Source organism: Flavobacterium cheonhonense (assembly GCF_035671315.1).
Classification (GTDB): Bacteria; Bacteroidota; Bacteroidia; order Flavobacteriales; family Flavobacteriaceae; genus Flavobacterium; species Flavobacterium cheonhonense.
Genome location: NZ_JAXAVY010000001.1, coordinates 504,054 through 527,939, shown reverse-complemented (window position 1 = coordinate 527,939; position 23,886 = coordinate 504,054). Strand labels below are relative to the sequence as shown.

The following is a 23,886-nucleotide window of genomic DNA, read 5'->3' as shown; positions in this document are numbered from 1 at the left end:
AATGACGATTAAAATCATCAACAAATCGCAACACGATTTGCCGAATTACGAAACCATAGCCTCAGCCGGAATGGATTTGAGAGCCAATTTAACCGAATCCATCGTCTTAAAACCGCTGGAGAGAATCATTGTAAAAACAGGTCTTTTTATTGAATTGCCGTTGGGTTATGAAGCCCAAGTTCGTCCAAGAAGCGGATTGGCAGCCAAAAAAGGAATCACCGTCTTAAACTCACCGGGAACGGTTGATGCCGATTATCGCGGAGAAATTGGGGTGATTTTAGTAAATTTATCCCAAGAAGATTTCACCATCGAAAATGGGGAAAGAATCGCCCAATTGGTCATTGCCAAACATGAACGCGCCGAGTGGATTGAAGTTTCCGAATTATCTGAAACCTCTAGAGGCGAAGGCGGTTTTGGCAGTACAGGAGTAAAATAGTGATCAGTATTCAGTTCACAGTATTCAGAAAACAAAGTAAAACACCTTGCGAACTTTGCGAAATACCTTTGCAAACTTTGCGTTTAAATTAAATAAAAAATGAAAATAATAGTTCCTATGGCCGGACGTGGTTCACGCCTTCGCCCGCATACTTTAACCGTTCCGAAACCGTTAATTCCCATTGCCGGGAAACCTATCGTTCACCGTTTGGTGGAAGACATTGCCAAAGTACTCAATCAAGATATTGAAGAAATTGCCTTTATCATCCACGAAAGTTTTGGGAAAAAAGTGGAGGAAGATTTGATTGCCATAGCTGAAAAATTGGGTTCAAAAGGAACCATTTATTACCAAAATGAAGCCTTAGGTACCGGTCACGCCATTATGTGCGCCAAAGATTCTTTAAGCGGACCGGCCGTGATTGCTTATGCCGATACCTTGATTCGCGCCAATTTTAATTTGGACCAATCTGCCGATAGCGTGATTTGGGTAAAACAAGTTGACCAACCGGAAGCTTTCGGGGTAATCAACTTAAACGAAGCCAATGAGATTGTAGAGTTAGTCGAAAAACCGAAAGAGTTTGTTTCGGATTTGGCCGTTATCGGAATTTACTATTTCAAAGATGTTGGTGTTTTGAAAAACGAGTTGCAAAGCGTTTTAGATAACAATATCATCCACGGCGGCGAATACCAAATTAACGACGGAATCAAACAAATGATGGCAAAAGGCATGAAATTTGTGCCGGGTGAAGTAGACGAATGGATGGACTGCGGGAACAAAGAAGTAACTGTCGAAACCAATTCCAGAATGTTAGGGTTTTTACACGAGGACGGCGAAAATTTAATCGCCGACAGCGTAAGATTGGAAAATGCTACGGTAATTCCGCCTTGTTATATAGGCGAAGATGTGGCTGTTATTAATTCGGTAATTGGACCAAATGTGTCTTTAGGAAAAGGCACGCATGTAACCAATAGTAAAATCCAAAATAGCTTGATCCAAACACACGCACACATTAAAAATGCGCAACTGAACAATGCGATGATAGGCAATCACGTGAATTTTGACGGTGATTTTACCAGCATTAGCTTGGGCGATTATTCAGTTTTAGAATAAAAAGACAAAGGATGAGATTTAAAATGTATAGTTGGCTTATCGGAATGTTATTCGTTCCTACGCTTCTTTTGGCGCAAACCGAGCCGGAGGACGTGGCGGCTGTAGACGATAAATTTCAAAATTTCTTTTACGAATCTCTCAAGCAAAAAGGCATCGAGAACTATGACAAAGCCATTGAAGCTTTGCAAAGATGCCAAGAACTCGAACCTAATAATGCTGTAGTGTATTTTGAATTGGGTAAAAATTACCTGGCGCAAAAAAAATACAAAGACGCCTACGACAATTTCGAGAAAGTAACCCAAATGGATCCGAAAAACCGTTGGGCTTGGGTAGGCATGTACGACGTTTGTTATGATACGCACGATTACAATCAGGCAATAATCATCGTCCAAAAGTTAATCGAATTCAAAGCCGATTATAAAGAAGATTTGACGTCGCTATACATGAACACGCAGCAATACGACAAAGCGTTGGAACTCATCAACGAGCTGAATGAAAAAGTAGGAAGGTCAGACAAACGCGACTTGTACAAAGCCGACATTTTGCGCGATGCCAAGTACCAAACGGCGGAAAAAAATAATCTGCTCGACCAAATCAAAAAGTTTCCGAAAGATGAGTCAAATTACATTAGCCTGATTTATCTCTATTCTCAAAGCAATCAAGAAGAAAAAGCCTTGGAAATTGCCAAAAAGTTGGAAAAAGAAATCCCAACTTCCGATTGGGCGCAAGTAAGTTTGTTTAAATTTCATTTGAATAACGGCGATGGAGACAATGCGGTAAAAGCCATGAATATTGTGCTGCCGAGTAAAAAAATCGACCCGAAAATCAAACATCGCATTTTAAACGAGTTTTTGTTATTTGCTAAAAATAATCCGAAATACGAAACAGACTTGGACAAAGCCATTGCCTATTTTGACAACGATAAAGAAGTCAAAGTAGCCAAAGAAATTGCCAAGTTTTATGTTAGTAAAGCCGATTGGCCCAAAGCGGTAAAATACTTCGAGATGCATCTTAAAAACGCACCCGAAGACATGGAATCATTACTATTGTTGTTACAAGCCTATACTGAAAACAATCAATTCGAGGCATTGGCTAAAAAGGCAGACGAGTTGACACAGCTTTTCCCGACTCAGCCTCAATTTTATTATTACGCCGGATTGGCTTACAATCAGCTTAAATCGTTTAAAAAAGCTACCGACATATTGGAAACTGGCTTGGATTTTGTGATTGACGATACAGCTTTGGAAATCAACTTCAACATTCAACTCGGCGAGGCCTACAATGGTTTAGGCGATATGAAGAAAAAAGAAAAGTACTTTACCAAAGCCAACGAACTCATTAACAAACAAAAGCCATAATGAAGTATTGGATTGTCATCATAGCCGCTCTTTTTTTAGCCTCTTGTAAAACCAAAGCAGGAATGGTCAACACCAATTCGGTTACACCTTATGTAGTCGATGAAAACGAGTTGACTTCTAAAAAAGTAATTGAAAACCATTACAACAATAAAAGAGATTTTTCCACGTTATACATACGTTCCAGCGCGAAATACCGCGACGACAGACAATCGCAAAGCATTTCGGCCGAAATCAAAATCAAGAAAGACGAAAAGATCTTAGTCAGCATTCGTTTCTTAGGAATTACCATGGCCAAAGCCTTGATTACACCTAAAGAAGTGAAGTACTATGAAAAAATCAACGGAACCTATTTTGAAGGTGATTACGCTTCATTGAGCGAATGGTTGGGCACCGATCTGGATTTCAATAAAATACAAAACATGCTGTTGGGACAACCGATAGACGATTTGACGCAACAAAAATATCTTTCGGAAGTCACCGATAGTTTTTACAAGTTGAATGCTACCGTGAATAAAACAGAAAAGTCCTTTTTCTTCGAGTCTAAAAATTACCTGCTCAAAAAGCAAGAAGTAGTGCAGCCGGAAAAGGAAAGAGCTTTTACCGTCAATTATTCCGAATTTCAAACCTTCGCCACCGCTATTCTTCCGGCAGGATTGTTCATCAATGCCACGCAGAAGAAAGGCAAAACCGAAATAGCCATCGATTACAATTCGGTTACCTTTAACGAAGAATTGTCTTTTCCGTACAGCGTACCCGACGGATATGACAGAATTTTTATAAATTAGTCGAGCCAAAATTTACTGATATCATGCCTAAATTCTTTTTCTTTTTATTGCTTTTTTGTTTTGCTACACCCATGTGGAGCCAACCGCCTACACAAGAAGAATTAGAGCAACGAAAAGCCAAAATCCAACTCGAAATCCAAGAAAAGGAAAAATTATTACAATCGGTTAAGAGCAAAGAGAAATCGGTGGTAAATCAGTTGTTGATTCAAAAGGAAAAAATCGGTCTCAAAGAAAAACTCATCCGAACAACCGAAAAGCAAACCAAGTTGCTCACCAATGATATTTACATCAATCAATTGAAAATCAATCAGCTTAATCGCGATTTAGAAAAGTTGCGAGAAGATTATGCACAGATGATTGTTAAGTCGTATAAAAGTCGCTCAGAGCAAAGTCGCGCCATGTTTTTATTGTCTTCCGAAAACTTCCTGCAAGCTTATAAAAGAGCGCAATACATGAAGCAATACGCCAGTTACCGCAAAATGCAAGGCGAAGAAATCAAAGGAAAAACCAAGCAATTGGAAGATTACAATGTTAAAATCGGTGCTCAAAAGCAAGAGAAAGAAAAATTGATTGCAGAGAACGAGAAAGAGAAGCAAGAGCTCGAAAAAGAAAAGAAAGAGCAAGAAAAAATTGCCAATCAAATCAAAAAAGAAAAAGGAAAAATTGCGGCTGAAATCAAAAAGAAGCAGCAAGAAACCAAACGTATAGATGATCAAATTAAAAGAATGATTCGTGAGGCCATTGCGGCAGCCAACAGAAAAACGGCAGCGGCCAACGTTAAAGCCAATCCGAAAACAACGGCAGCAGAGAAAAAGGCAATCGAATCTTCTAGTAAGATTATTTTAACTCCGGAAGGTAAAATCGTTTCGGATAACTTTAAAGCCAACAAAGGCAGATTGCCTTGGCCGGTAGAAAAAGGCGCCATTACTTTGGGCTACGGAGACCAACCACATCCGGTATTCCGAACTTTAACGGTTCACAACAGCGGTATCGAAATTTCTACAGAAAGCGGCTCAACGGCACGTGTGGTTTTTGCCGGCGAAGTTACCCAAGTGCAGCAGATAACGCCGCTTAAAAAAGCTGTAGCGGTCAAACACGGGGATTATTTTACCATTTACCAAAACTTAAGTTCGGTTAACGTAAGTGTGGGTGATAAAGTTTCCGCTAAACAAGTCTTGGGTAAAATCAGAACTGATTCTGACGGCAAAACAGTACTGAAGTTTTTAGTCCTTCAAAATACTACATTTTTCAATCCAACCGGATGGTTGTCAGGAAGATAAAAAAAGACCCTTTTGGGTCTTTTCTTTTTTTATATAAATAAAGCTTTCAGTTCGGTAGCATCGTTTGGTTTCATTTTTCCGGCCAATACCAAGCTCAATTGTTTTCTTCTCAAGGCAGCGTCATAACGTTGTTTTTCCAACTCGGTTTCCGGCTCAAGCAACGGCACCGGTACAGGATGTCCCATCTCGTCTACCGCTACAAAAGTGTAAATGGCTTCGTTAGCCTTAGTTCGGTTACCCGATTCACGATCCTCTATCCAAACATCGATAAATATTTCCATGGAAGAGGTAAAAGCGCGTGATACTTTAGCTTCTACGGTTACCACGCTTCCCAGAGGAATAGCGCGATTAAAAGCCACATGGTTCACTGAGGCGGTTACCACAATTCTGCGCGAATGTCTTCTGGCGGCAATACTGGCAGCGCGGTCCATTCGGGCTAATAATTCACCACCAAAAAGATTGTTCAACGGATTGGTTTCACTGGGCAATACCAAATCAGTTAATACCGTTAAAGACTCAGAAGGATGTTTCGGATGCATAGCTTTTTTTTGCAAAGGTAATTACAGTAAATAAAAAATCCCGAGAAATCGGGATTTTTTTATAATTCTTCTATCAGTAACCAAGCGTCTTTGTTGTCTAATTTTCGGATGTCTTTCACTGTGGCTTGTGCTTCAGCATAGCTTGAAAAACTGCCGTACAATACCGGGAATAAACCGTGTTTGTTTTGTGGTAGTCTTTTGGCTTTGAAACCTAATTTTAGTAAGGCATTATAAGCTTTGTCGGCATTGCTTTCTATTCTGAAAACTCCGGCTACAACGTGGTAAGGCATTTTTTCATTCGGTACCGTTAAAGTAACACTCGGTAACGGATTTTCGATGAAAAAGGTAGCTTCCTGAATTTTTTGGTTGATTTTTTTCTGGACATTGGATTGAACTAACAGCGTTTCTTGCTCTATTTGATTCAAATAATTGTCGTATAATTTATAGCCCAAAGCTCCGGTTAAACCTAGGGATAAGGCAAAAACAGCGGCATATTTTAACGCTTTGTAACTGCTTCTTTTTTCCGGAGTAAAGGCAATAGGCGCTTTTTCTTCGATGGTTTCTACCTCTTTTTTGTACACCTCGCGTTTTATGGCAGGCGACATAAACGGACTCAATCCGAAAGATTCTTTGAGATAGTTGATTTGATCAGCCGGAACGAATACGATGTTTCTCTCGGCATTCAGCGTAAACTCACCTATATTTTTTAAAGAAATGCGACCCATCTCCTGGATGCGATTCATCCAAACCGATACTTCATTTTGAATGGCATGTACAGCTGTTTCGTAGGCAACTTTTTCAGCCTGCGCCAAATGATTCGCCAACAAACCATCGTTATTTTTTAAAAACGGGTTGAAGGAAATCAATTTTTTAGGCGGATAAAAAGAATGTGAACTTTCATCCAATTGTGCCGACTGGAATTCGGTTAAAAAAGCACCAAATCCGGGAACGGTAACACACTGATAGCGATATAATAATTGGGAAATGTGATGTTCAATCTTCATATCGACAAATTTAGAGAAACAATAGTAGTATCAAAAAATTATTCACAATTTTTATTAACAATCCGAATAAAAAAACTCCTATTTTTGTAGTATTTTATTGATATGAATCAAAACGAACTATTTCATCTTTTAGCACTGCTCCAGGTAGAAGGCGTAGGCGATATTATGGCCAAAAAGTTGCTAAATGCCTTTGGTTCAGCTGCTGCTGTTTTTGAAGCCAAGCCCAATCAACTGAGGACTGTTGACGGTATAGGTGATGTTTTGGTGCGAAAGTTAAAAGACAAATCCATTTTTGAAAAAGCCACTGCCGAAATCCAATTTATAGAACATGAAGGTATTCGGGTTTTATATTTTACAGACGAAGCTTATCCCGAACGATTGAAACACTGTATAGACGGACCTGTTTTGTTGTTTGGCAACGGTAATTTTGACTTTCGCAATCGGAAACTTATCAGCATAGTTGGCACCCGACAAATCACCGCTTACGGTACCGAATTTTGCAAAAAACTGCTGGAAGATTTGTCGTTTTACAATCCTATCATTGTAAGCGGATTGGCTTACGGCGTTGATATTGTAGCGCACCAAACTGCTATGGAATTGCAACTTCAAACCGTTGGTGTTTTAGCACACGGATTAAATCAGATTTACCCCAAGAGCCATAAAAAGTTTGTGGCCAAAATGGTGCAAAACGGTGGTTTTTTAACCGAATTTTGGAGCAGTTCCAGTCCCGAAAAAGAGAATTTTGTCAAACGAAATCGCATAGTAGCCGGCATGAGCGAAGCCACAATTGTGATTGAAAGTGCCGAAAAAGGTGGATCATTAATCACTGCCAATTTGGCCAACGACTACAACAGAGATGTCTTTGCCGTACCCGGAAGAACAACCGACAAATACAGTCAGGGTTGCAATGAGTTGATCAAAACCCAAAGAGCGCAACTCATTACTTCCGCAGCCGATTTAATTTACAGTTTGAATTGGCAATTGGAAGAGGAAAAGCCTAAAACCATTCAAAAGCAACTTTTTGTGTCGTTGGATGCTGAAGAACAAAAAATCTACGATTTCTTATTGCAAAACGGAAAACAACTCTTGGATATCATCGCACTCGAATGCGAGTATCCGATTTTCAGAGTGTCGTCAACGCTCATTAATATGGAATTAAAAGGCGTGGTTCGACCTTTGCCCGGAAAATTATTTGAGGCGATTTAGCTTTTATTCAAAACCCAATTTCACGCGAACTCTTTGCAAAACGCCATCGGCAATTACACCGGCTTTTTCAGCACCTTGTTTTAGTAAAGCATCTACTTCCGGTAAGTTGTTCATATAGTAGTTGTACTTTTCTCTCTCGGTTTTGAAACGCTCGCAAATCAATTCAAATAAAGCTTGTTTGGCATGACCGTAACCAAAATCTCTGTTCACATTAGCGTATTTGGTTTTCATTTCGGCAATTTGCTCGGCATTAGCTATCAATTTGTAAATCGCAAAAATTTTGCAAGTTTCCGGATCTTTCGGTTCTTCTAATGGTGTACTGTCGGTTTCAATGCCCATGATTTGCTTACGCAACGCTTTGTCATCTAAGAAAATATTAATGAAGTTGCCACGGGATTTACTCATTTTCTGTCCATCGGTACCTGGAACATACATGGTTTCTTCTTGTACTTTGCCTTCCGGTAATACAAAAGTTTCGCCCATTTGGTGGTTGAAACGGGAAGCCACGTCGCGGGTAATTTCGATGTGTTGCATTTGGTCTTTGCCCACCGGAACAAAATTAGCGTCATACAACAATATGTCGGCCGCCATCAGCATCGGATAAGTAAACAAACCGGCATTCACATCTTCCAAACGATCGGCTTTGTCTTTAAATGAATGCGCCAAAGTCAAGCGTTGAAAAGGAAAAAAACAGCTTAAATACCATGATAATTCCGTAGTTTGTACCACATCGCTTTGACGATAGAAAATTACCTTATTCACATCTAAACCACAAGCCAACCAAACCGACGCTGTACTGTAAGTGTTTTGGCGAAGTTCAGCTCCGTTTTTAATTTGGGTTACCGAATGCAAATCGGCTATAAATAAAAACGATTCGTTGTTGGGGTTTTTCGACATTTCGATGGCAGGCAAAATAGCGCCTAACAAATTTCCTAAATGTGGTGTTCCGGTACTTTGAACTCCGGTTAGTATTTTTGGCATTTTCAATAAATTTTCTTCCCGCAAAGTTAAGCCTTTGTAGCAAAAATTGCATACGTTTCATTACTTTTGACAACATGAGAGGCATCAAAATTATTTTTTGGATACTGTATCGCATTTGGTTTTACATTTTAATGGCGATTCCCATCATTGTCATGTTCCCGTTTCTGTTGGTTTCCATACTTTCAGAAAAATGGTATCCGTACTTTTTTGTCATGGCGCGAATTTGGGCCAAGTTTATCCTTTTTGGGATGGGATTCCCAACCAAAGTCGAATTTGAACAACAACCCGAAGAAGGGAAGAGTTATATGTTTGTAGCCAACCATACTTCCATGACCGACATCATGTTGATGCTTTCGGTTATCCGAAATCCGTTTGTTTTTGTGGGGAAAAAAGAGCTTTCAAAGATTCCGCTTTTTGGGTTTTTCTACAAACGTACATGTATATTAGTGGACAGAAGCAGCTCTAAAAGCCGTATGGCTGTTTTTGAAAGAGCGCAGAAAAGATTACACCAAGGTTTAAGTATTTGCATTTTTCCCGAAGGTGGCGTGCCGGATGAAAGCGTGGTGTTAGACGAATTTAAAGACGGCGCTTTTCGCTTGGCCATAGACCATGAAATTCCTATAGTTCCTATGACTTTCTTCGATAACAAACGATTGTTTTCCTATACCTTTTTTAGCGGAAGTCCCGGTTTGATGCGGGTTAAAGTGCATCGCTTTTTTGAGACTAAAAACCAAAATCCGGAGTACAAAAAAACACTTAAAAATGAAGTTAGGGAGTTGCTGTTACGAGATTTACTAAATGACCAAAAATAAAAAGAGTTCCGATATAAGGAACTCTTTTCAGTTATTACTCGAAAGCAATAACACCACTTAACTAATTTTAAACAAGTAACAAACTAGAATTTATAACTAAAGCCACTGTAAACCCCAAACAGGTAAGGCCTGAAGTTTTCGGCGTTATTATTAAATGTATTGATTTGATATTTGAATGTTGGTTCAATATGAAATTCGAAAGACTTTAGTAAATCATATTTTACTCCCAATCCTATGTTGGTGCTGAAATGAATATTGTTCAGATTGTTAGCTTCACCCAAAACCGTAGTTCGGTTTCCGGATACCACAGCAATAGAATTGTCTTGTAAAAACAAGGTGCTGAAGCCGCCTATAATTTTTAAGCCGAATTTTTTAGCCACAAGCGCATAAGTCATTTCAACCGGCATTTCTAAATAGCCGATTTCTTGATTGATATACCCTCTGTTTTTGTGTACTATGTTTTGCTCAAAATTCAACAAATCGGTTTCTGAAGGGCCAGCGACAGCGGATGGACTTGGTCCGTTAGCATTTTCAACTTGTATGGAGTAACCCGGTCCTGAAGGACTCAAACCACTCAAACCGCGCGTTTCCATACTAGCATAATAAAACACATCGTTGGTGTTGTAGTTCATGTTCACTTTATTCAATCCGGTTCGGATAGTGAACTTCGGACTTACCGCGTAACTTACGCCCAATCCAAATCCAATATTGGTATTGAAAGACTTGCTGTTTCCGGCCAAAGTAGAATCAATTGCGGAACCATTAGCTAAAGCCCCCATAAAAACAGGAGAGACATTGGAAATGATTTGCCATTTACTTGTTTTGCCTTCCGGTTTTTTCTTGTTTTCTTCTTTAGCGGCTAACAATTCTTCTAGAGGATTTTTAGGCGTTTCGTTGGTTTTAGCGCTGTCTTTTGGGCTCGTTTTTGCTTCAGTTTCAGCAATGGCTTTAGGACTTCCTTTTAAAGATTCCAACGAAATTTCTTTAGAACGATCCAAAACAGTAGCGTGCTCTTTAGACTTCGAAGTTTCATCCTCGTTGGCTGTTATGGCAGTCTTATTGTTTTCCGTCAACCCATTGATATCGTTCTGATGGCCAGCATTGTTTGCCGCATCCGTTTTGTGTTTGTTCGCCTTTGTCGCATTTCTTTCCGCTATTGTTTTGTTTGCGAATGAATGTTGAACAGGTGATTTTTTAGTTGCGTTTTGTGGACGATTATTGTTTACAAAGGCAGCTTCTTTGGCCGTTGCTGTCGAACTATTTTTAGGAGCGTTGTTGTTTACCACAACCGGCTGTTGGTTTTTGTCTTTTGCCGTTACAGTGTTAGGGTTTGGAATGTTGGTATCGGATTTTGTTGCCTCGTTTTTGTTGGTATTGTTTTCTTCAACAGTCACTTGGTTTGACGGAATTTGGTTTGGATTAGAGCCATTTTGTAGTATTAAAAAGCCGATAAGGAATACCGCTGCAATGCCGCCGAGTTTCCACCATAACGGTATAATCTTTCTGGTTTTGTTTTTATCCAGATGGGTTTCAATAGCATCCCAAACAACCTCAGGAGGATTGACTTCAAAATCCTTGAATTTCTCCTGAAAAAGGCGGTCTATGTTCTTTCTTTCTCTCATTTTGCAGAAGGAAACTTATTTGTTTCTTCGTTTTTTAACTGTTCAATTTTTTCTTTTAATATCATTCGACCTCTTGCCAAGTTGGATTTTGAGGTACCAATATTGATGTTTAGCATTTCTGCTATTTCCGCATGCGAATAGCCGTCGATGACATAAAGGTTAAAAACTAACCGATAGCGGTCGGGCAATTCTTGAATGATTTTCAGCAGATAATCTAAAGAAATATCATCGTCATCCAATTCAATTTCATAATCTTCCGCGATGTCTTCGTTTACCAAACTCAAAAATGTTTGTTGGCGGTATTGTTGGAGTACATTGTTAATCATTACTCTTTTCAGCCAACCGTCGAACGAACCTTTAAAGGAATATTGCCCTATTTTTTGAAAGATAATCAGAAAACCATCTTGCAAATTGTCTTGCGCCTCAGCATAATTGCGCGAATATTTTAAGCATACAGCGAACAATTTTCCCGAATACAATCGATATAATTGTTCTTGTGCTTTCCGGTTGTTATTCTTGCAATCATTAATGAGTTCCTTTAAATCCAATTTTCAAAAATTGATAGGTTTAATTGAGTACCGGTATTTCGTATTCTAAAAAAATGTCATTGCCTTGCTCGTCTTTCCCTTGCCAGAATTTAAAAACATAAGAGCCATTGCTGGTGACTACAAAATCAAACGTACACTCGTACAAGTTGTTTTCGGTCACTTCCTGGCAATTATTTTGTTCTCTGACCAAGCTTTCAACAGCCACGGTTCTTACGTTTAAATCTTTGTGATAATAAATAGTGTTGTAAGAATGACAAGTTGTAGGCAAGCGATAATACATTTTGAATTGGTAGGTTTCGCCCAAAGTCATTTCCGTAGGAATATCAACGCTTTCAACCGGCAATAATTCTAAGGAATATCGAGTGTCTGATTCCGGAGAACAAGAATTGAGTAAAAAGACTAAGGTTACAACAGAAAGTAATTTCTTCATGATGGTATTCTTTTTTGTTTCAGATGATCGTATTGGAAAATGGTTGCGTTTAAAGTAATAAAAAAACGTCTCGCTTTTGAAACGAGACGTAGATTTTTAATTGTCAGAATCTTTGATAAGTTCTTTGATTTTTAGTTCGAGCTCATCGGCCAATTCCGGGTTGTCTTTGATAAGTGCTTTTACAGCATCACGACCCTGACCTAATTTGGTATCGCCGTAGCTGAACCAAGAACCGGCTTTTTTGATGATTTCAAACTCAACAGCCAAGTCCAAAATTTCTCCGGTTTTAGAAACACCTTCGCCATACATGATGTCGAATTCAGCGGTTTTAAACGGCGGCGCTACTTTGTTTTTCACCACTTTTACTTTGGTTCTGTTTCCGATTACGTTTTCACCTTCTTTAATTTGAGACGATCTGCGAATGTCTAAACGAACGGAAGCGTAAAATTTCAACGCATTTCCACCTGTAGTGGTTTCAGGATTACCAAACATGACACCGATTTTCTCTCTCAATTGGTTGATGAAAAACACGGTACAGTTAGTTTTGCTAATAGTTCCGGTTAATTTTCTCAAGGCTTGTGACATCAATCGAGCATGCAATCCCATTTTAGAATCGCCCATTTCGCCTTCAATTTCACTTTTCGGAGTCAATGCAGCCACCGAGTCAATCACAACAATATCAATAGCGCCTGAGCGAATTAAGTTTTCAGCAATTTCTAAGGCTTGCTCTCCGTTATCCGGTTGGGAAATGATTAAGTTTTCAATGTCAACGCCTAATTTTTCAGCATAATGACGATCGAAAGCGTGCTCTGCATCAATAAAAGCAGCAATACCTCCTGCTTTTTGAGCCTCGGCAATAGCGTGTAACGTTAACGTAGTTTTACCCGAAGATTCCGGACCGTATATTTCAATAATTCTTCCTTTTGGATAGCCGTTTACACCCAATGCTAAATCCAAACCTAACGAACCGGAAGGAATAACTTCTACTTCCTCTACCGCTCTGTCGCCCATTTTCATTACGGTTCCTTTGCCGTAAGCTTTGTCTAGTTTATCAAGGGTTAGTTGTAAGGCTTTTAATTTGGCTTCTTTTTCTGAACTCATTTTTTAAAAATTTAGTGGCATAAAAATAATGCTTTTTTTGTTGTTATGTTGTTCTGACGGCAGGAGTTTTGAACAAATTCGTTTGCCGGCAAGACCTTGGTTTCTTTTTACTAAAATTACTATTATTCAACCCAGTGTAAGTGTACAAAAAGTGTATGTTTTGATCGTTTTTATTCCGATTTTTTCTCCTTTTCGATGTATTCTACCGGGCTATTTTACCTATTTTTGCAGTCTATTTGACAAGCATGGAAAAGTTACTTTCTTACCCGATTTCTGTTATATACTATTTGTGTTTCGGATTGACCTTGGTTATTTTTCATCCGATACAATGGATTTGTTTTAATCTTTTCGGATACCAAGCGCACAAAAAAAGTGTAGATTATCTGAATTTTTTCTTGGTCAAGTGTACTAATCTCTTAGGAACCACTTACACCTTTGAAAATCGAGAGCGCATTCCGCAAAATGTACCGATTATTTTTGTGGCCAACCACCAAAGTCTGTTTGACATTATTGGAATTATTTGGTATTTGAGACGTTTTCACGCCAAGTTTGTCAGTAAAAAAGAGTTAGGCAAAGGCATTCCGAGTGTTTCTTATAACTTGAGACACGGCGGTTCAGTCTTAATCGATCGCAAAGATCCCAAACAAGCTATTCCGGTTATCAAAGGACTTTCAGAATATATAGAAAAACACCAACGCTCAGCCGTTATTTTCCCTGAAGGCACCCGAAGCAAAAACGGAACTCCCAAAGAATTTGCGCAAAGTGGACTAAAAATCTTATGTAAATATGCACCTTCGGCTTATGTTGTACCGATTACCATCAATAACTCGTGGAAAATGGTTAAATTTGGTGCTTTCCCAATGGGTTTAGGTACTCGCTTGGAGTTTATCATTCATGAACCGCTAGCCGTTAAAGATTTTTCTTTTGAAGAATTGATGGAAAAGACCGAAAACGCAGTCAAACAATCGATTAAAAATTAAATAATGCCTCAAAAAAACATCCGACTTGAAGTCATGCAATTCCTCGAAAAGAAAGTCGACAGCTTTGTCGATCAGTTTTTAATTCCAGTGGAAAAGATATGGCAACCATCTGATTTACTTCCCAATTCTGAGGAAGACAATTTTATGGAAGAAGTCAAAGAATTAAGAGAAATCGCCAAAGACTTACCCTATGATTTTTGGGTAGTAATGGTTGGCGATACCATAACCGAAGAAGCTTTACCAACCTACGAATCCTGGTTAATGGAAGTAGAAGGTGTAGACAACGAAGGCCGAAACGGCTGGTCGAAATGGGTGCGCCAATGGACAGGAGAAGAAAACCGTCACGGCGATTTGCTCAACAAATACTTATACCTTTCCGGACGAGTGAACATGCGCGAAGTCGAAGTTACCACCCAACATTTAATCAACGATGGTTTCGATATCGGTACCGGAAGAGATCCTTACAAAAACTTTGTGTATACGAGTTTCCAAGAATTGGCGACTTATGTTTCCCACAACAGGGTTTCTCAAATTGCCAAACAATACGGCGACAAAAAGCTATCTAAATTGTGCAAATTAATTGCCGGCGATGAAATGCGTCACCACCATGCTTACTCCGAATTTGTAAACCAAATTTTCAAAGTGGATCCTAGCGAAATGATGTTGGCCTTTCAATACATGATGAAACAAAAAATCACCATGCCGGCTCATTTCTTGAGAGAATCAGGAGAAAAAATCAGTACGGCTTTTGAAGAGTTTTCGAATTCAGCGCAAAAAATTGGCGTGTATACAGCTTCCGATTATGTGGATATTATGCAAAAACTTATCGAAAAATGGGAAATCGATAAAATCGGTAACCTAACGGCAGAAGCTGAAAAGGCCAGAGATTATTTGATGAAATTACCCGAAAGAATGGCCAAGATTTCTGAGCGTTTGGTCTTACCCGATGAAACCAAGGTGTTCAAATGGGTACAACCGGCATTAGTGCGATAAAACTTTAAAATCCTTTCCCGCGAAAGGATTTTTTTAAATTCAACAACATGTCCATTATAGATAAAACCATTCTTTTTGTCAAAACTAAGCTGGAGCAGGCCGAAGGCGGACACGATTGGTTTCATATCGAACGCGTGTATAAGAATGCCTTGTTGATTGCCCAAGAAGAATCGTGCGATTTGACCGTGGTGAAACTGGGCGCTTTATTACATGATATAGCCGACAGTAAGTTTCACAATGGCGATGAAACAATTGGTCCCAAAACCGCTCGTTTGTTTCTGGAATCCGAAAATGTAGATGAAGCCACCATTGTTCATGTGGTCAATATCATCGAAAATATTTCCTTTAAAGGCGGTAATTTCGAAAGAACGTTTTCCTCTAAAGAGCTAGAAATTGTTCAGGACGCCGATCGTTTAGATGCGATTGGCGCTATAGGTATTGCCCGTTGTTTTAATTACGGCGGCTTTAAAAACCGAGCGCTTTACAATCCGGCTATTCCGCCAAAATTTGGCATGAGCAAAGAAGAATATAAGACCAATGATTCGCCTACCATCAACCATTTCTACGAAAAGCTATTGTTGTTGAAAGACAAAATGAATACGCCAACCGGAAAGAAAATTGCGGAAGCACGCCATCGCTTTATGGAAAATTTCCTCTCGCAGTTTTATGCTGAATGGGAAGGGGAAAGTTAGTTTATGGTCGCAGTATTCCGTTTTATGAGACTGAATACTGCGACTACAACTCTTTATTTCCCGGTAAAACTGGCTTTTCTTTTTTCTAAAAATGCCGTTGTACCTTCTTTAAAATCTTCGGTGCCGAAGCATTTTCCGAAGTTTCTGATTTCTACGTCAAAGCCATCCACATCGTGTTTGTAATTGGCATTCACCGCTTTAATCGCTTTACCAATGGCCGATGGCGAATTGCGCATGATTTTCGATGCTATGCCTTTGGTGAATTCCAATAACTCAGCTTGTGGTACTACATGATTCACCAATCCGTATGATTTAGCGGTTTCGGCATCAATCATTCCGGCGGTCATAATCATTTCCATAGCGCGTCCTTTGCCTACCAATTGCGGCAAACGTTGTGTTCCGCCATAACCCGGAATTACGCCTAAAGATACTTCAGGCAATCCCATTTTGGCATTATCGGAAGCTACTCTGAAATGACAAGACATGGCCAATTCTAATCCGCCACCTAACGCAAATCCGTTGACCGCTGCAATAACCGGCGTTCTTAATTTTTCCACGAAATCAAATAGCAATTCCTGACCTTGTGCCGCCAATTGCGCGCCTTCTTCCACGCTGAATTCGGCAAATTCAGAAATGTCTGCACCGGCTACAAACGCTTTTTCGCCTTCACCGGTTACAATAATCACTCTTACTGCTGCATTGTTTTCCAAGTTCTCAAAAGCATCATGCAATTCCTGGATTGTGGCTTTGTTTAGAGCGTTTAATTTAGACGGACGGTTGATAGTGACTTGTCCAATGCCGTTGTCGATAGAGACTAGTATGTTTTCGAAGTTCATATTTTTATATATTAGATTGATGTAATGACTTAATTTGCGACTCTGCGGTTGATTTTTATTTCACCACAGGAAGCGACACCATAAAGGTTGAGCCTTTTCCCGGTTCTGATTCAAAAGTAATGGTTCCTTTATAATTTTCAATAATGTTTTTGATGATTCCCAATCCCAATCCCATTCCGCTGGTTTTGGTGGTAAATTTAGGTTCGAAGATACGCTCGGTGTTTTCCGTATTAATCCCGATTCCGTTGTCTTTTACAGCAATGATAACATGATCTTCTTCGGCATTAACCGAAACCAAAACAGCTTTTTCCGATTGTTCTTCCGGAATGGCTTGAATGGCGTTTTTGACCAAATTGGTAATGATTCGAATGAGTTGCGTTCTGTCCATCACCGTAATAATTTCTTCCGAATTGCTCTCGAATCGGATAAAATCTTCATTAAAAATATCCAACGAAAATTCTACCACTTCCACCACATTCAAGGTTTCGTTTTGTTGCGCCGGCATCGAAGCAAAGTTGGAAAAGGCCGAAGCCACGGCGCTCATGGTATCGATTTGTTGGATTAAGGTTTTAGAATAATCGTCGAGCTTTTGTTTCAAATTCGGATCGTTGGCGTCAAATTTTCGCTGGAAACTTTGCACTGTCAAACGCATCGGAGTCAACGGATTTTTGATTTCGTGGGCGACTTGCTTAGCCATTTCACGCCAAGCTTGTTCTCTTTCACTTTGGGCAAGCATGGTAGCACTTTCCTCCAATTTGTCCACCATTTGGTTGTAGGCGTTAATCAAGGAATTGATTTCTCGGCTGTTGGCTTCGATGACGATTTTTTCGTTTTTCTGATTCAGACTCGTTTCGTTGATTTTATCTGAAATGGTTTTAAGCGATTTCGTGATGTAACTTGCCAGAAAATAAGCCAAAGCAAAGGCAATAATCAACATGAACGAATACACCTGGCTCAAGCGCAATAAAAACTGACGCAGCTCTTTTTCGTAAAAGCCGTCGTCTTCCACATAGGGAATGTTTAAAATCCCCAAAGGCTTGAATTTGTCGTCTTTAATCTGGCTGTAAGAAGAGCGGTTTTTGACGCCGTCGATATTTTTGATGTCAACGTATCGTTTGTCTACCGAAGATTGCACTAGTTTTAAGATGTAGTTCGGAATGGGCGGTGCCACTTTATCTACTGAAAAGGTTGATTTAGACGATTTAACCAGTTTGCCTTCCAGCGAATATATGTTAATCTCCAAGTTATGAATGTCGGACAACTCGTGGATTTTATCTTTAAAAATCAATTTCAGATTTTCGGGTGTCAACGGATAAGTTGTTGTAGAAAGGACATAATTAATATGTTCTTTGATGGCAAATTCTTTTCGGTCTAAACGCTCTTGGTGGTAATCTTTGGCTTCGTTTTTAAATTGAATAATCGAAATCGAAGCCATCAAAACCGACGCAATAACTATCAATATAATCATCGACAGGAAAATCCTGGTACGAAGCGATAGCATGGATAGTTTGATGTTTAGCATTTTTTAGTGTTCAGTGGTCACTATTTTTTCTCCCGAATTCGTTTGTAAAACTTAAAGCCTAACATAATCAATATCGAAAACAAAAAGATGCCGATTACACCGTAAATCCAGTTGAAAGCATTTTTTAAAATTACTAAAAAAACTACAGCAAATAGGATAATGGTAGCACCTTCATTCCACAACCGCATAAAGTTGGAACTGTATTTAAATTCGTCCTTTTGCAACTGATTATAAATTTGATGACACTTAAAATGGTAAGCGAACAACAACACTACAAATCCCAGCTTCACATGCATCCACGACATTTGTAACCAAGCCGGATTGAGATACAACAACCAAATAGCAAAGCAAGTTGCTAACACCGCACTCGGCCAAGTAATGATGTACCACAAGCGATACGTCATGATTTTGTATTGGTTGAGCAAAATTTCTCGCTCGGGCGAAGGTTTTTCATTGGCTTCTATTTGGTATACAAATAAGCGTACAATGTAAAACAAACCCGCAAACCAAGTGATCACAAAGATGAGGTGCAACGATTTGATGTAGTTGTAGAGTTCCATTTTACTTACTCCAATCTTTTACCCAATTGGCTACGACTTGACACCATTCGTCTTCATCGTTCAAACAAGGCACGGCAAAAAATTCTTCTCCGCCGTTTTCTATAAATTCTTCGTTGGCGCGCATGGCAATTTCTTCCAATGTTTCCAAACAATCGGCCACAAAAGCCGGTGTAACAACGGCTAATTTTTTAATGCCTTTTTTCGGCATTTTATTGATTTCCACATCGGTGTAAGGCGTTAACCATTTGTCGCCGGCCAAACGCGATTGGAAAGTCTGGCTGTATTTGCCTTCAGGAATTCCAAGCAATTCAACTACTTGTCGCGTGGTTTCGTAACATTGATGACGGTAGCAAAATTCATGCGCCGGAGAAGCCGTTACACAACATTTGTTATCAATAGTACAGTGGGATTTGGTCACATCCGTCTTGCGAATATGACGTTTCGGAATTCCGTGGTAGGAAAATAATAAATGGTCGTATTCAAAGCCTTCTAAATGTTTTTTGATAGAATGTGCCAAAGCATTGATAAAATCGGGTTTATTGTAAAAAGCAGGTACTTTGGTGATGGTCATTTCCGGGAAATGCTTTTGTTGCAATTCATCGGCCAAAGCCCAAATGGTCGTAGTCGAAGCCATGGCATATTGCGGATACAAAGCCAATAACATTACATCGGTTACGCCTTTGTCTTTCAACTCTTGTAAGCCTTTCTGAATGGTCATCGAACCGTAACGCATGGCCAAAGCCACCGGGACATCAACTAATTTTTCCACTTTTTGGTGCATTTTTTTTGAAATCACAATCAACGGTGAACCTTCATCGGTCCAAATCTGACTGTACGCTTCCGCCGATTTTTTTGGACGGGTTTGTAAAATTATACCTCTTACCAACAAGGCTCTCAGTAAATACGGTACGTCAATCACGTATTTATCCATTAAAAATTCATCTAAATACGGCTTGACATCTTTGGCTGTTGGACTTTCGGGTGAACCAAGATTGACTAATAATACTCCTTTCATTTGTGGCAATTTTATTTTTGATAAAAGTAATGAAACTTCTTTTTTTGATTTTCGTTTGTTAAATTCTTTATTGATGATGAGATATACGAAATCAATTCGATTAGGTATTGGCTTGTAAACTCATTAAATATTTTTTCGGTGTGGTGGCAAATTTCTTTTTGAAAGCCGCGATAAAATGACTGCCGGTACTGTAGCCGATTTTAAGGCCAACTTCATTGACATTATACGAACCGGAATCAAGCAACTGACGCGCATAATCCATTTTGTAATCGAATAAAAACCCGTAAACCGTATCGCCGTAAATTTGCTTGAAACCCATTTTGAGTTTTTTCAAGGTTAATCCAACCTGATTGGCCAATTCTTCCAAACTTGGCGGTTCGGCCATATTGGCAATGATGATTTCTTTGGCTTTTTTGATTTTCAGGACGTTTTCTTCATCAATCAAAAACGGACATTGTTCGGCGTTTGGATCGTCGTTGCGGTTGAAGAACAAACTCAGCAATTCATAACCTTTGCCTTTATAGTATAGGTTTTTAATCGACGGATTTAAATTGTAATGGAACATTTGATTGAGCACTATGGCCATCGACGGACTAATATCACTTTCATCATAATACTTACGGTCTTTGTTTTCCTGACTCAAAAACGGAATGTGTTCAGCGTCATCCGTAAACAAACCGTGGAATTTTTTAATGGAAACTAAAATAGTAATCAACCAAGATTTAGGTTCGATTTGCACATTGAGCGGCAATTCTTTTACGGGATTGTAAAACAGCAAACATTTTTCCTCTTTCAAATCGAGCGTGTAATTGCCTTTGTTAAAGATGAATTTCGCGCCGCCTTTCAAGCCAAAATGAAACTGAATCAAGCCCATAGTCACCGGACGTTCAAAAGTGGTTACTTCTTCTGTGTCGTTTTGAAAACGAATCAAAATAAAGTCGTCGTCAATTTTTATTTCTTCTTTAGAACCCATAGCGATATTTTTTCGTATATGTTTTGGAAGTGAAATCAAACCTTATTTAGAATGAATCTATATAAATACGTTCTGAGCGCTTGATTTCATTACAAATTTAAAAGAAATAACGATAAAAAGACAAAAGCGTTTAAAAATAACATTGAGCGACACAAAAAGTTCTTTTAGCGTTACTTTTATAAAATCGATAGCAATAACTTTGTTTTACTTTTAGGGAAAGAGCATTTTATGGAACACGGAAACATATCAAAGCATAGTACTTTTTATGCGGTAGGCTTGAGTTATAAAAAAGCCGATGCCGAAATGAGAGGGAAATTTAGCTTAGATGATAACGGCAAAAGTAACGTTTTAGCCCAAGCTGAGGCTGAAGGCATTGAAGCACTTATTGTGACTTCAACGTGTAACCGTACCGAAATTTATGGTTTCGCCCAGCATCCTTTCCAACTCATCAAATTGCTTTGTGAAAACAGTCAAGGTACCGTGGAAGACTTCCAAAAGGTAGCTTATGTGTATAAAAATCAAGAAGCCGTTTCCCATATGTTTCGTGTCGGAACCGGTTTAGACAGTCAGATTTTAGGCGATTTTGAAATCATCAGTCAAATCAAATCGGCCTTCGTAGAAAGCAAAAACCGTCATTTGGCCAATGCTTTTATGGAGCGTTTGGTGAACGCTGTGATTCAGGCCAGCAAGCGCATTAAGAATGAAACCGAAATTTCTTCGGGAGCGACTTCCGTTTCTTTTGCTGCTGTGCGTTACATTTTTAACAATGTAGAAAATATCGCTAACAAAAATATTTTGCTTTTCGGAACTGGTAAAATTGGTAGAAATACTTGTGAAAATTTGGTTAAACACACCAAACACGAGCAAATCACACTCATCAATCGCACCAAAGACAAAGCCGAACGTTTGGCCAGAAAGTTGGATGTAATTGTAAAAGATTATGTCGATTTACAGTTGGAAATCCAAAAGGCAGATGTGTTAGTCGTGGCCACCGGCGCCCAAAATCCAACCGTAGACAAAGCCATTTTAAATTTGAAAAAACCGTTATTGATTTTGGATTTGTCCATTCCGAAAAATGTGAACGAGAATGTGCAAGATGTGAAAGGTGTTACTTTAGTTCATATGGATCATTTATCACAAATGACCGATGAAACTTTAGAAAACCGCAAAAAACACATTCCTGCGGCCGAAGCCATCATCGAAGAAATCAAAGACGAATTCATCGCTTGGACCAAACAACGCAAATTTGCGCCTACCATTCACGCCTTAAAAGAAAAACTCAATTCCATTAAAGACGGAGAGCTCAATGTGCAACGAAAAAAACTGGCCAACTTCGATGAAGAACAAGCCGAGTTAATCAGCGCTCGCATCATCCAAAAAATTACCAATCATTTTGCCAATCATTTAAAAGATGACAATACAATGGTGGATGAAAGTATTGAATGGATTGAGAAAATTTTTCAGATAGAAACGACTTCCAAATAAAATGGCCAAAACAATCAGAATAGGTACTCGCGATAGCGAACTCGCCCTTTGGCAAGCCCACACCGTTCAAAAAAAACTCAACGATTTAGGCTATTCCACGGAAATAATAGCCGTGAAATCACAAGGTGATATCATCTTAGACAAACCTTTATACGAATTGGGCATCACAGGAATTTTCACCAAAACGTTAGACATTGCCATGATTAACGGTCAGGTTGATATTGCTGTGCATTCCATGAAAGATGTGCCAACGGCGTTACCTACCGGAATTGTGCAAGCGGCCGTTTTGGAAAGAGCCAATGTACTCGATATTTTAGTCTACAAAGGCAACACCGATTTTTTAAACAAAAAAGCCACCATCGCTACCGGAAGTTTACGCCGACAAGCCCAATGGCTCAATAAATATCCTAATCATACTGTGGTAGATTTACGCGGTAACGTGAATACGCGCATGCAAAAGTTACAAGATAACGATTGGAGTGGCGCCGTATTTGCCGCAGCAGGTTTGGAGCGCATCAACTTAAAACCGGATACTTTTATCAACCTCGATTGGATGATTCCCGCGCCGGCGCAAGGTGCTATGGTAGTGGTTGCGATGGGTAATGACGATTTTACTGTAGACGCTATTTCGCAATTAAACGATATCGAAACCGAGATTTGTACTTACATCGAAAGACAATTTTTAAGAACCTTGGAAGGCGGATGTACAGCACCTATCGGAGCTTTGGCCCAATACAATCAGCACGATGACACAATCGAGTTTCAAGGCTGCTTACTTTCGTTAGACGGCCAACAAAAATTCGAAATTATCAAAGCAGTGGATATATCCGAATGGAAAAAGTTAGGATTTTATGCTGCCAAAGAAATACTCGATAACGGTGGAAGCGAATTGATGGAAGAAATTAAAAAACAGCTCAAACCAAAAGCGTAACGATGGAAAATCAAATTCGCGTATTGTCAACCAAAATGCTTACAGACCAACAAAAGCGACTGCTGTTGAATGCGAATTTTTCGATTGATGAAGCCGATTTTATCGATGTGGTCAACCAATCATTCGACTTGAAAAGCAGTAATGACTACCTGATTTTTACCAGTCAGAATGCGGTAGAAAGTATATTGGAAAATGAAAAAGCCACGGAACTCAAAACCAAAAAATGTTTTTGTGTAGGCGAAAAGACTAAAGCCATGCTGGAAACTAACGGCTTTGACGTCATAGCCGGCGCAGATTACGCCTCAGAATTGGCCTCAATCATTTGCAACCAATACGGCAAGAGTAGTTTTACGTTCTTTTGCGGGAATTTGAGAAGAGATATTTTACCCGATTCCTTGCGCTTGGCCGGTATCACTTTCGAAGAAGAGGAAGTGTATGAAACCCGTTTAACGCCGCACAAAGCCGCTGCCGATTTGAACGGGATTTTGTTTTTCAGTCCGTCGGGCGTGCAAAGTTTTTTGAAAGAAAATGAATTGCAAGATGAGGTTTGTTTCTGCATCGGAAGCACCACTGCCAAAGCGTTGAGAGGCATTACCAACAAAGTGGTGACCGCCAATCAGCCTACTATTGAAAGTACAATTGCAAAAAGTATAGAATTTTTTAATAAAATATAATTTGGCCAAAGCC

At 39.3% G+C, this 23,886-nt stretch carries 25 protein-coding genes; 13 read left to right on the top strand and 12 right to left on the bottom strand.

Going from position 1 to position 23,886, the window contains the following annotated elements; translation table 11 throughout:
* Position 1 precedes the first annotated feature (1 nt).
* The 5 genes from dut (at position 2) to SK086_RS02265 (ending at position 4,969) form a co-directional block, all read left to right on the top strand.
* Positions 2–436, top strand: coding sequence for a dUTP diphosphatase (gene dut / locus SK086_RS02285; RefSeq protein ID WP_290876135.1), 435 nt, complete (start codon positions 2–4; stop codon positions 434–436).
* A 99-nt stretch (positions 437–535) separates the two neighbouring features.
* Positions 536–1,546, top strand: a complete 1,011-nt coding sequence (locus SK086_RS02280; RefSeq protein ID WP_324689424.1) for a sugar phosphate nucleotidyltransferase — start codon at positions 536–538, stop codon at positions 1,544–1,546.
* Between the two features lie 11 nt (positions 1,547–1,557).
* Positions 1,558–2,904, top strand: coding sequence for a tetratricopeptide repeat protein (locus SK086_RS02275; protein WP_324689423.1), 1,347 nt, complete (start codon positions 1,558–1,560; stop codon positions 2,902–2,904).
* Positions 2,904–3,689, top strand: a complete 786-nt coding sequence (locus SK086_RS02270) for a DUF4292 domain-containing protein (RefSeq protein ID WP_324689422.1) — start codon at positions 2,904–2,906, stop codon at positions 3,687–3,689. The genes SK086_RS02275 and SK086_RS02270 overlap by 1 nt, the downstream gene beginning before the upstream one ends.
* Positions 3,690–3,712: 23 nt before the next feature.
* Entirely contained in the window at positions 3,713–4,969 is a 1,257-nt protein-coding gene (locus tag SK086_RS02265; RefSeq protein WP_290876144.1) for a murein hydrolase activator EnvC family protein, read from the top strand.
* 29 nt (positions 4,970–4,998) lie between these two features.
* Here the strand turns inward: SK086_RS02265 and SK086_RS02260 are convergent, their stop codons facing one another.
* Positions 4,999–5,508, bottom strand: a complete 510-nt coding sequence (locus SK086_RS02260) for an acyl-CoA thioesterase (RefSeq protein ID WP_290876146.1) — start codon at positions 5,506–5,508, stop codon at positions 4,999–5,001.
* Positions 5,509–5,567: 59 nt separating this feature from the next.
* A complete protein-coding gene (locus tag SK086_RS02255; RefSeq protein ID WP_290876148.1) occupies positions 5,568–6,512 on the bottom strand; it encodes an HU domain-containing protein in 945 nt (314 codons plus the stop codon).
* A gap of 102 nt (positions 6,513–6,614) precedes the next feature.
* Here SK086_RS02255 and dprA point away from each other — a divergent pair, with 102 nt between their 5' ends.
* Positions 6,615–7,718, top strand: a complete 1,104-nt coding sequence (gene dprA / locus SK086_RS02250) for a DNA-processing protein DprA (RefSeq protein ID WP_324689421.1) — start codon at positions 6,615–6,617, stop codon at positions 7,716–7,718.
* 3 nt (positions 7,719–7,721) lie between these two features.
* On the opposite strand, the gene trpS is transcribed toward dprA, so the two are convergent.
* Positions 7,722–8,699 carry a tryptophan--tRNA ligase gene (gene trpS / locus SK086_RS02245; RefSeq protein WP_324689420.1) on the bottom strand — a complete coding sequence of 326 codons (978 nt, stop codon included), beginning with the start codon at positions 8,697–8,699 and terminating at the stop codon, positions 7,722–7,724.
* Positions 8,700–8,773: 74 nt separating this feature from the next.
* On the opposite strand from trpS, the gene SK086_RS02240 reads away from it, so the two are divergent.
* Entirely contained in the window at positions 8,774–9,511 is a 738-nt protein-coding gene (locus SK086_RS02240) for a lysophospholipid acyltransferase family protein (RefSeq protein WP_324689419.1), read from the top strand.
* An 83-nt stretch (positions 9,512–9,594) separates the two neighbouring features.
* Here the strand turns inward: SK086_RS02240 and SK086_RS02235 are convergent, their stop codons facing one another.
* From SK086_RS02235 to recA, 4 genes are all read right to left on the bottom strand, one after another.
* Positions 9,595–11,133 (bottom strand): hypothetical protein, encoded by a 1,539-nt coding sequence (locus tag SK086_RS02235; protein WP_324689418.1) that lies wholly within the window; start codon positions 11,131–11,133, stop codon positions 9,595–9,597.
* Positions 11,130–11,681: an RNA polymerase sigma factor gene (locus SK086_RS02230; RefSeq protein ID WP_290874214.1), complete on the bottom strand. Its 552-nt coding sequence runs from the start codon at positions 11,679–11,681 to the stop codon at positions 11,130–11,132. The genes SK086_RS02235 and SK086_RS02230 overlap by 4 nt, the downstream gene beginning before the upstream one ends.
* Positions 11,682–11,700: 19 nt before the next feature.
* Positions 11,701–12,111 carry a hypothetical protein gene (locus SK086_RS02225; protein WP_290874217.1) on the bottom strand — a complete coding sequence of 137 codons (411 nt, stop codon included), beginning with the start codon at positions 12,109–12,111 and terminating at the stop codon, positions 11,701–11,703.
* Positions 12,112–12,207: 96 nt separating this feature from the next.
* Positions 12,208–13,212 carry a recombinase RecA gene (gene recA / locus SK086_RS02220; protein ID WP_290874219.1) on the bottom strand — a complete coding sequence of 335 codons (1,005 nt, stop codon included), beginning with the start codon at positions 13,210–13,212 and terminating at the stop codon, positions 12,208–12,210.
* A 245-nt stretch (positions 13,213–13,457) separates the two neighbouring features.
* Here recA and SK086_RS02215 point away from each other — a divergent pair, with 245 nt between their 5' ends.
* Genes SK086_RS02215 through SK086_RS02205 form a run of 3 tightly spaced genes read left to right on the top strand, consistent with a single transcriptional unit; the run spans position 13,458 to position 15,877 of the window.
* Positions 13,458–14,192: a lysophospholipid acyltransferase family protein gene (locus tag SK086_RS02215; RefSeq protein ID WP_324689417.1), complete on the top strand. Its 735-nt coding sequence runs from the start codon at positions 13,458–13,460 to the stop codon at positions 14,190–14,192.
* A 3-nt stretch (positions 14,193–14,195) separates the two neighbouring features.
* Complete coding sequence (locus tag SK086_RS02210; protein ID WP_324689416.1) at positions 14,196–15,185, top strand: acyl-ACP desaturase; 990 nt, start codon at positions 14,196–14,198, stop codon at positions 15,183–15,185.
* A gap of 47 nt (positions 15,186–15,232) precedes the next feature.
* A complete protein-coding gene (locus SK086_RS02205) occupies positions 15,233–15,877 on the top strand; it encodes an HD domain-containing protein (RefSeq protein WP_324689415.1) in 645 nt (214 codons plus the stop codon).
* A 53-nt stretch (positions 15,878–15,930) separates the two neighbouring features.
* Here SK086_RS02205 and SK086_RS02200 read toward each other — a convergent pair whose 3' ends face one another.
* The 5 genes from SK086_RS02200 to SK086_RS02180 all read right to left on the bottom strand — a co-directional run bounded on the left by SK086_RS02200 (position 15,931) and on the right by SK086_RS02180 (position 20,783).
* Positions 15,931–16,713 (bottom strand): enoyl-CoA hydratase/isomerase family protein, encoded by a 783-nt coding sequence (locus SK086_RS02200; RefSeq protein ID WP_290874231.1) that lies wholly within the window; start codon positions 16,711–16,713, stop codon positions 15,931–15,933.
* Between the two features lie 55 nt (positions 16,714–16,768).
* Positions 16,769–18,181, bottom strand: coding sequence for a sensor histidine kinase (locus tag SK086_RS02195; protein ID WP_324690435.1), 1,413 nt, complete (start codon positions 18,179–18,181; stop codon positions 16,769–16,771).
* Between the two features lie 74 nt (positions 18,182–18,255).
* Positions 18,256–18,795, bottom strand: a complete 540-nt coding sequence (locus SK086_RS02190) for a CopD family protein (RefSeq protein WP_290874234.1) — start codon at positions 18,793–18,795, stop codon at positions 18,256–18,258.
* Between the two features lies 1 nt (position 18,796).
* Positions 18,797–19,810 carry a ferrochelatase gene (hemH, locus tag SK086_RS02185; protein ID WP_324689414.1) on the bottom strand — a complete coding sequence of 338 codons (1,014 nt, stop codon included), beginning with the start codon at positions 19,808–19,810 and terminating at the stop codon, positions 18,797–18,799.
* A 100-nt stretch (positions 19,811–19,910) separates the two neighbouring features.
* Complete coding sequence (locus tag SK086_RS02180; RefSeq protein ID WP_324689413.1) at positions 19,911–20,783, bottom strand: helix-turn-helix domain-containing protein; 873 nt, start codon at positions 20,781–20,783, stop codon at positions 19,911–19,913.
* Positions 20,784–21,011: 228 nt separating this feature from the next.
* Between SK086_RS02180 and hemA the strand changes: the two genes are divergently transcribed.
* From hemA to SK086_RS02165, 3 genes are read left to right on the top strand one after another with little or no spacing between them, the layout of a single operon-like run.
* A complete protein-coding gene (gene hemA, locus SK086_RS02175) occupies positions 21,012–22,268 on the top strand; it encodes a glutamyl-tRNA reductase (protein ID WP_324689412.1) in 1,257 nt (418 codons plus the stop codon).
* 1 nt (position 22,269) lies between these two features.
* Positions 22,270–23,199: a hydroxymethylbilane synthase gene (hemC, locus tag SK086_RS02170; RefSeq protein WP_324689411.1), complete on the top strand. Its 930-nt coding sequence runs from the start codon at positions 22,270–22,272 to the stop codon at positions 23,197–23,199.
* 2 nt (positions 23,200–23,201) lie between these two features.
* Positions 23,202–23,873: a uroporphyrinogen-III synthase gene (locus SK086_RS02165; RefSeq protein WP_324689410.1), complete on the top strand. Its 672-nt coding sequence runs from the start codon at positions 23,202–23,204 to the stop codon at positions 23,871–23,873.
* Positions 23,874–23,886 lie beyond the last annotated feature (13 nt).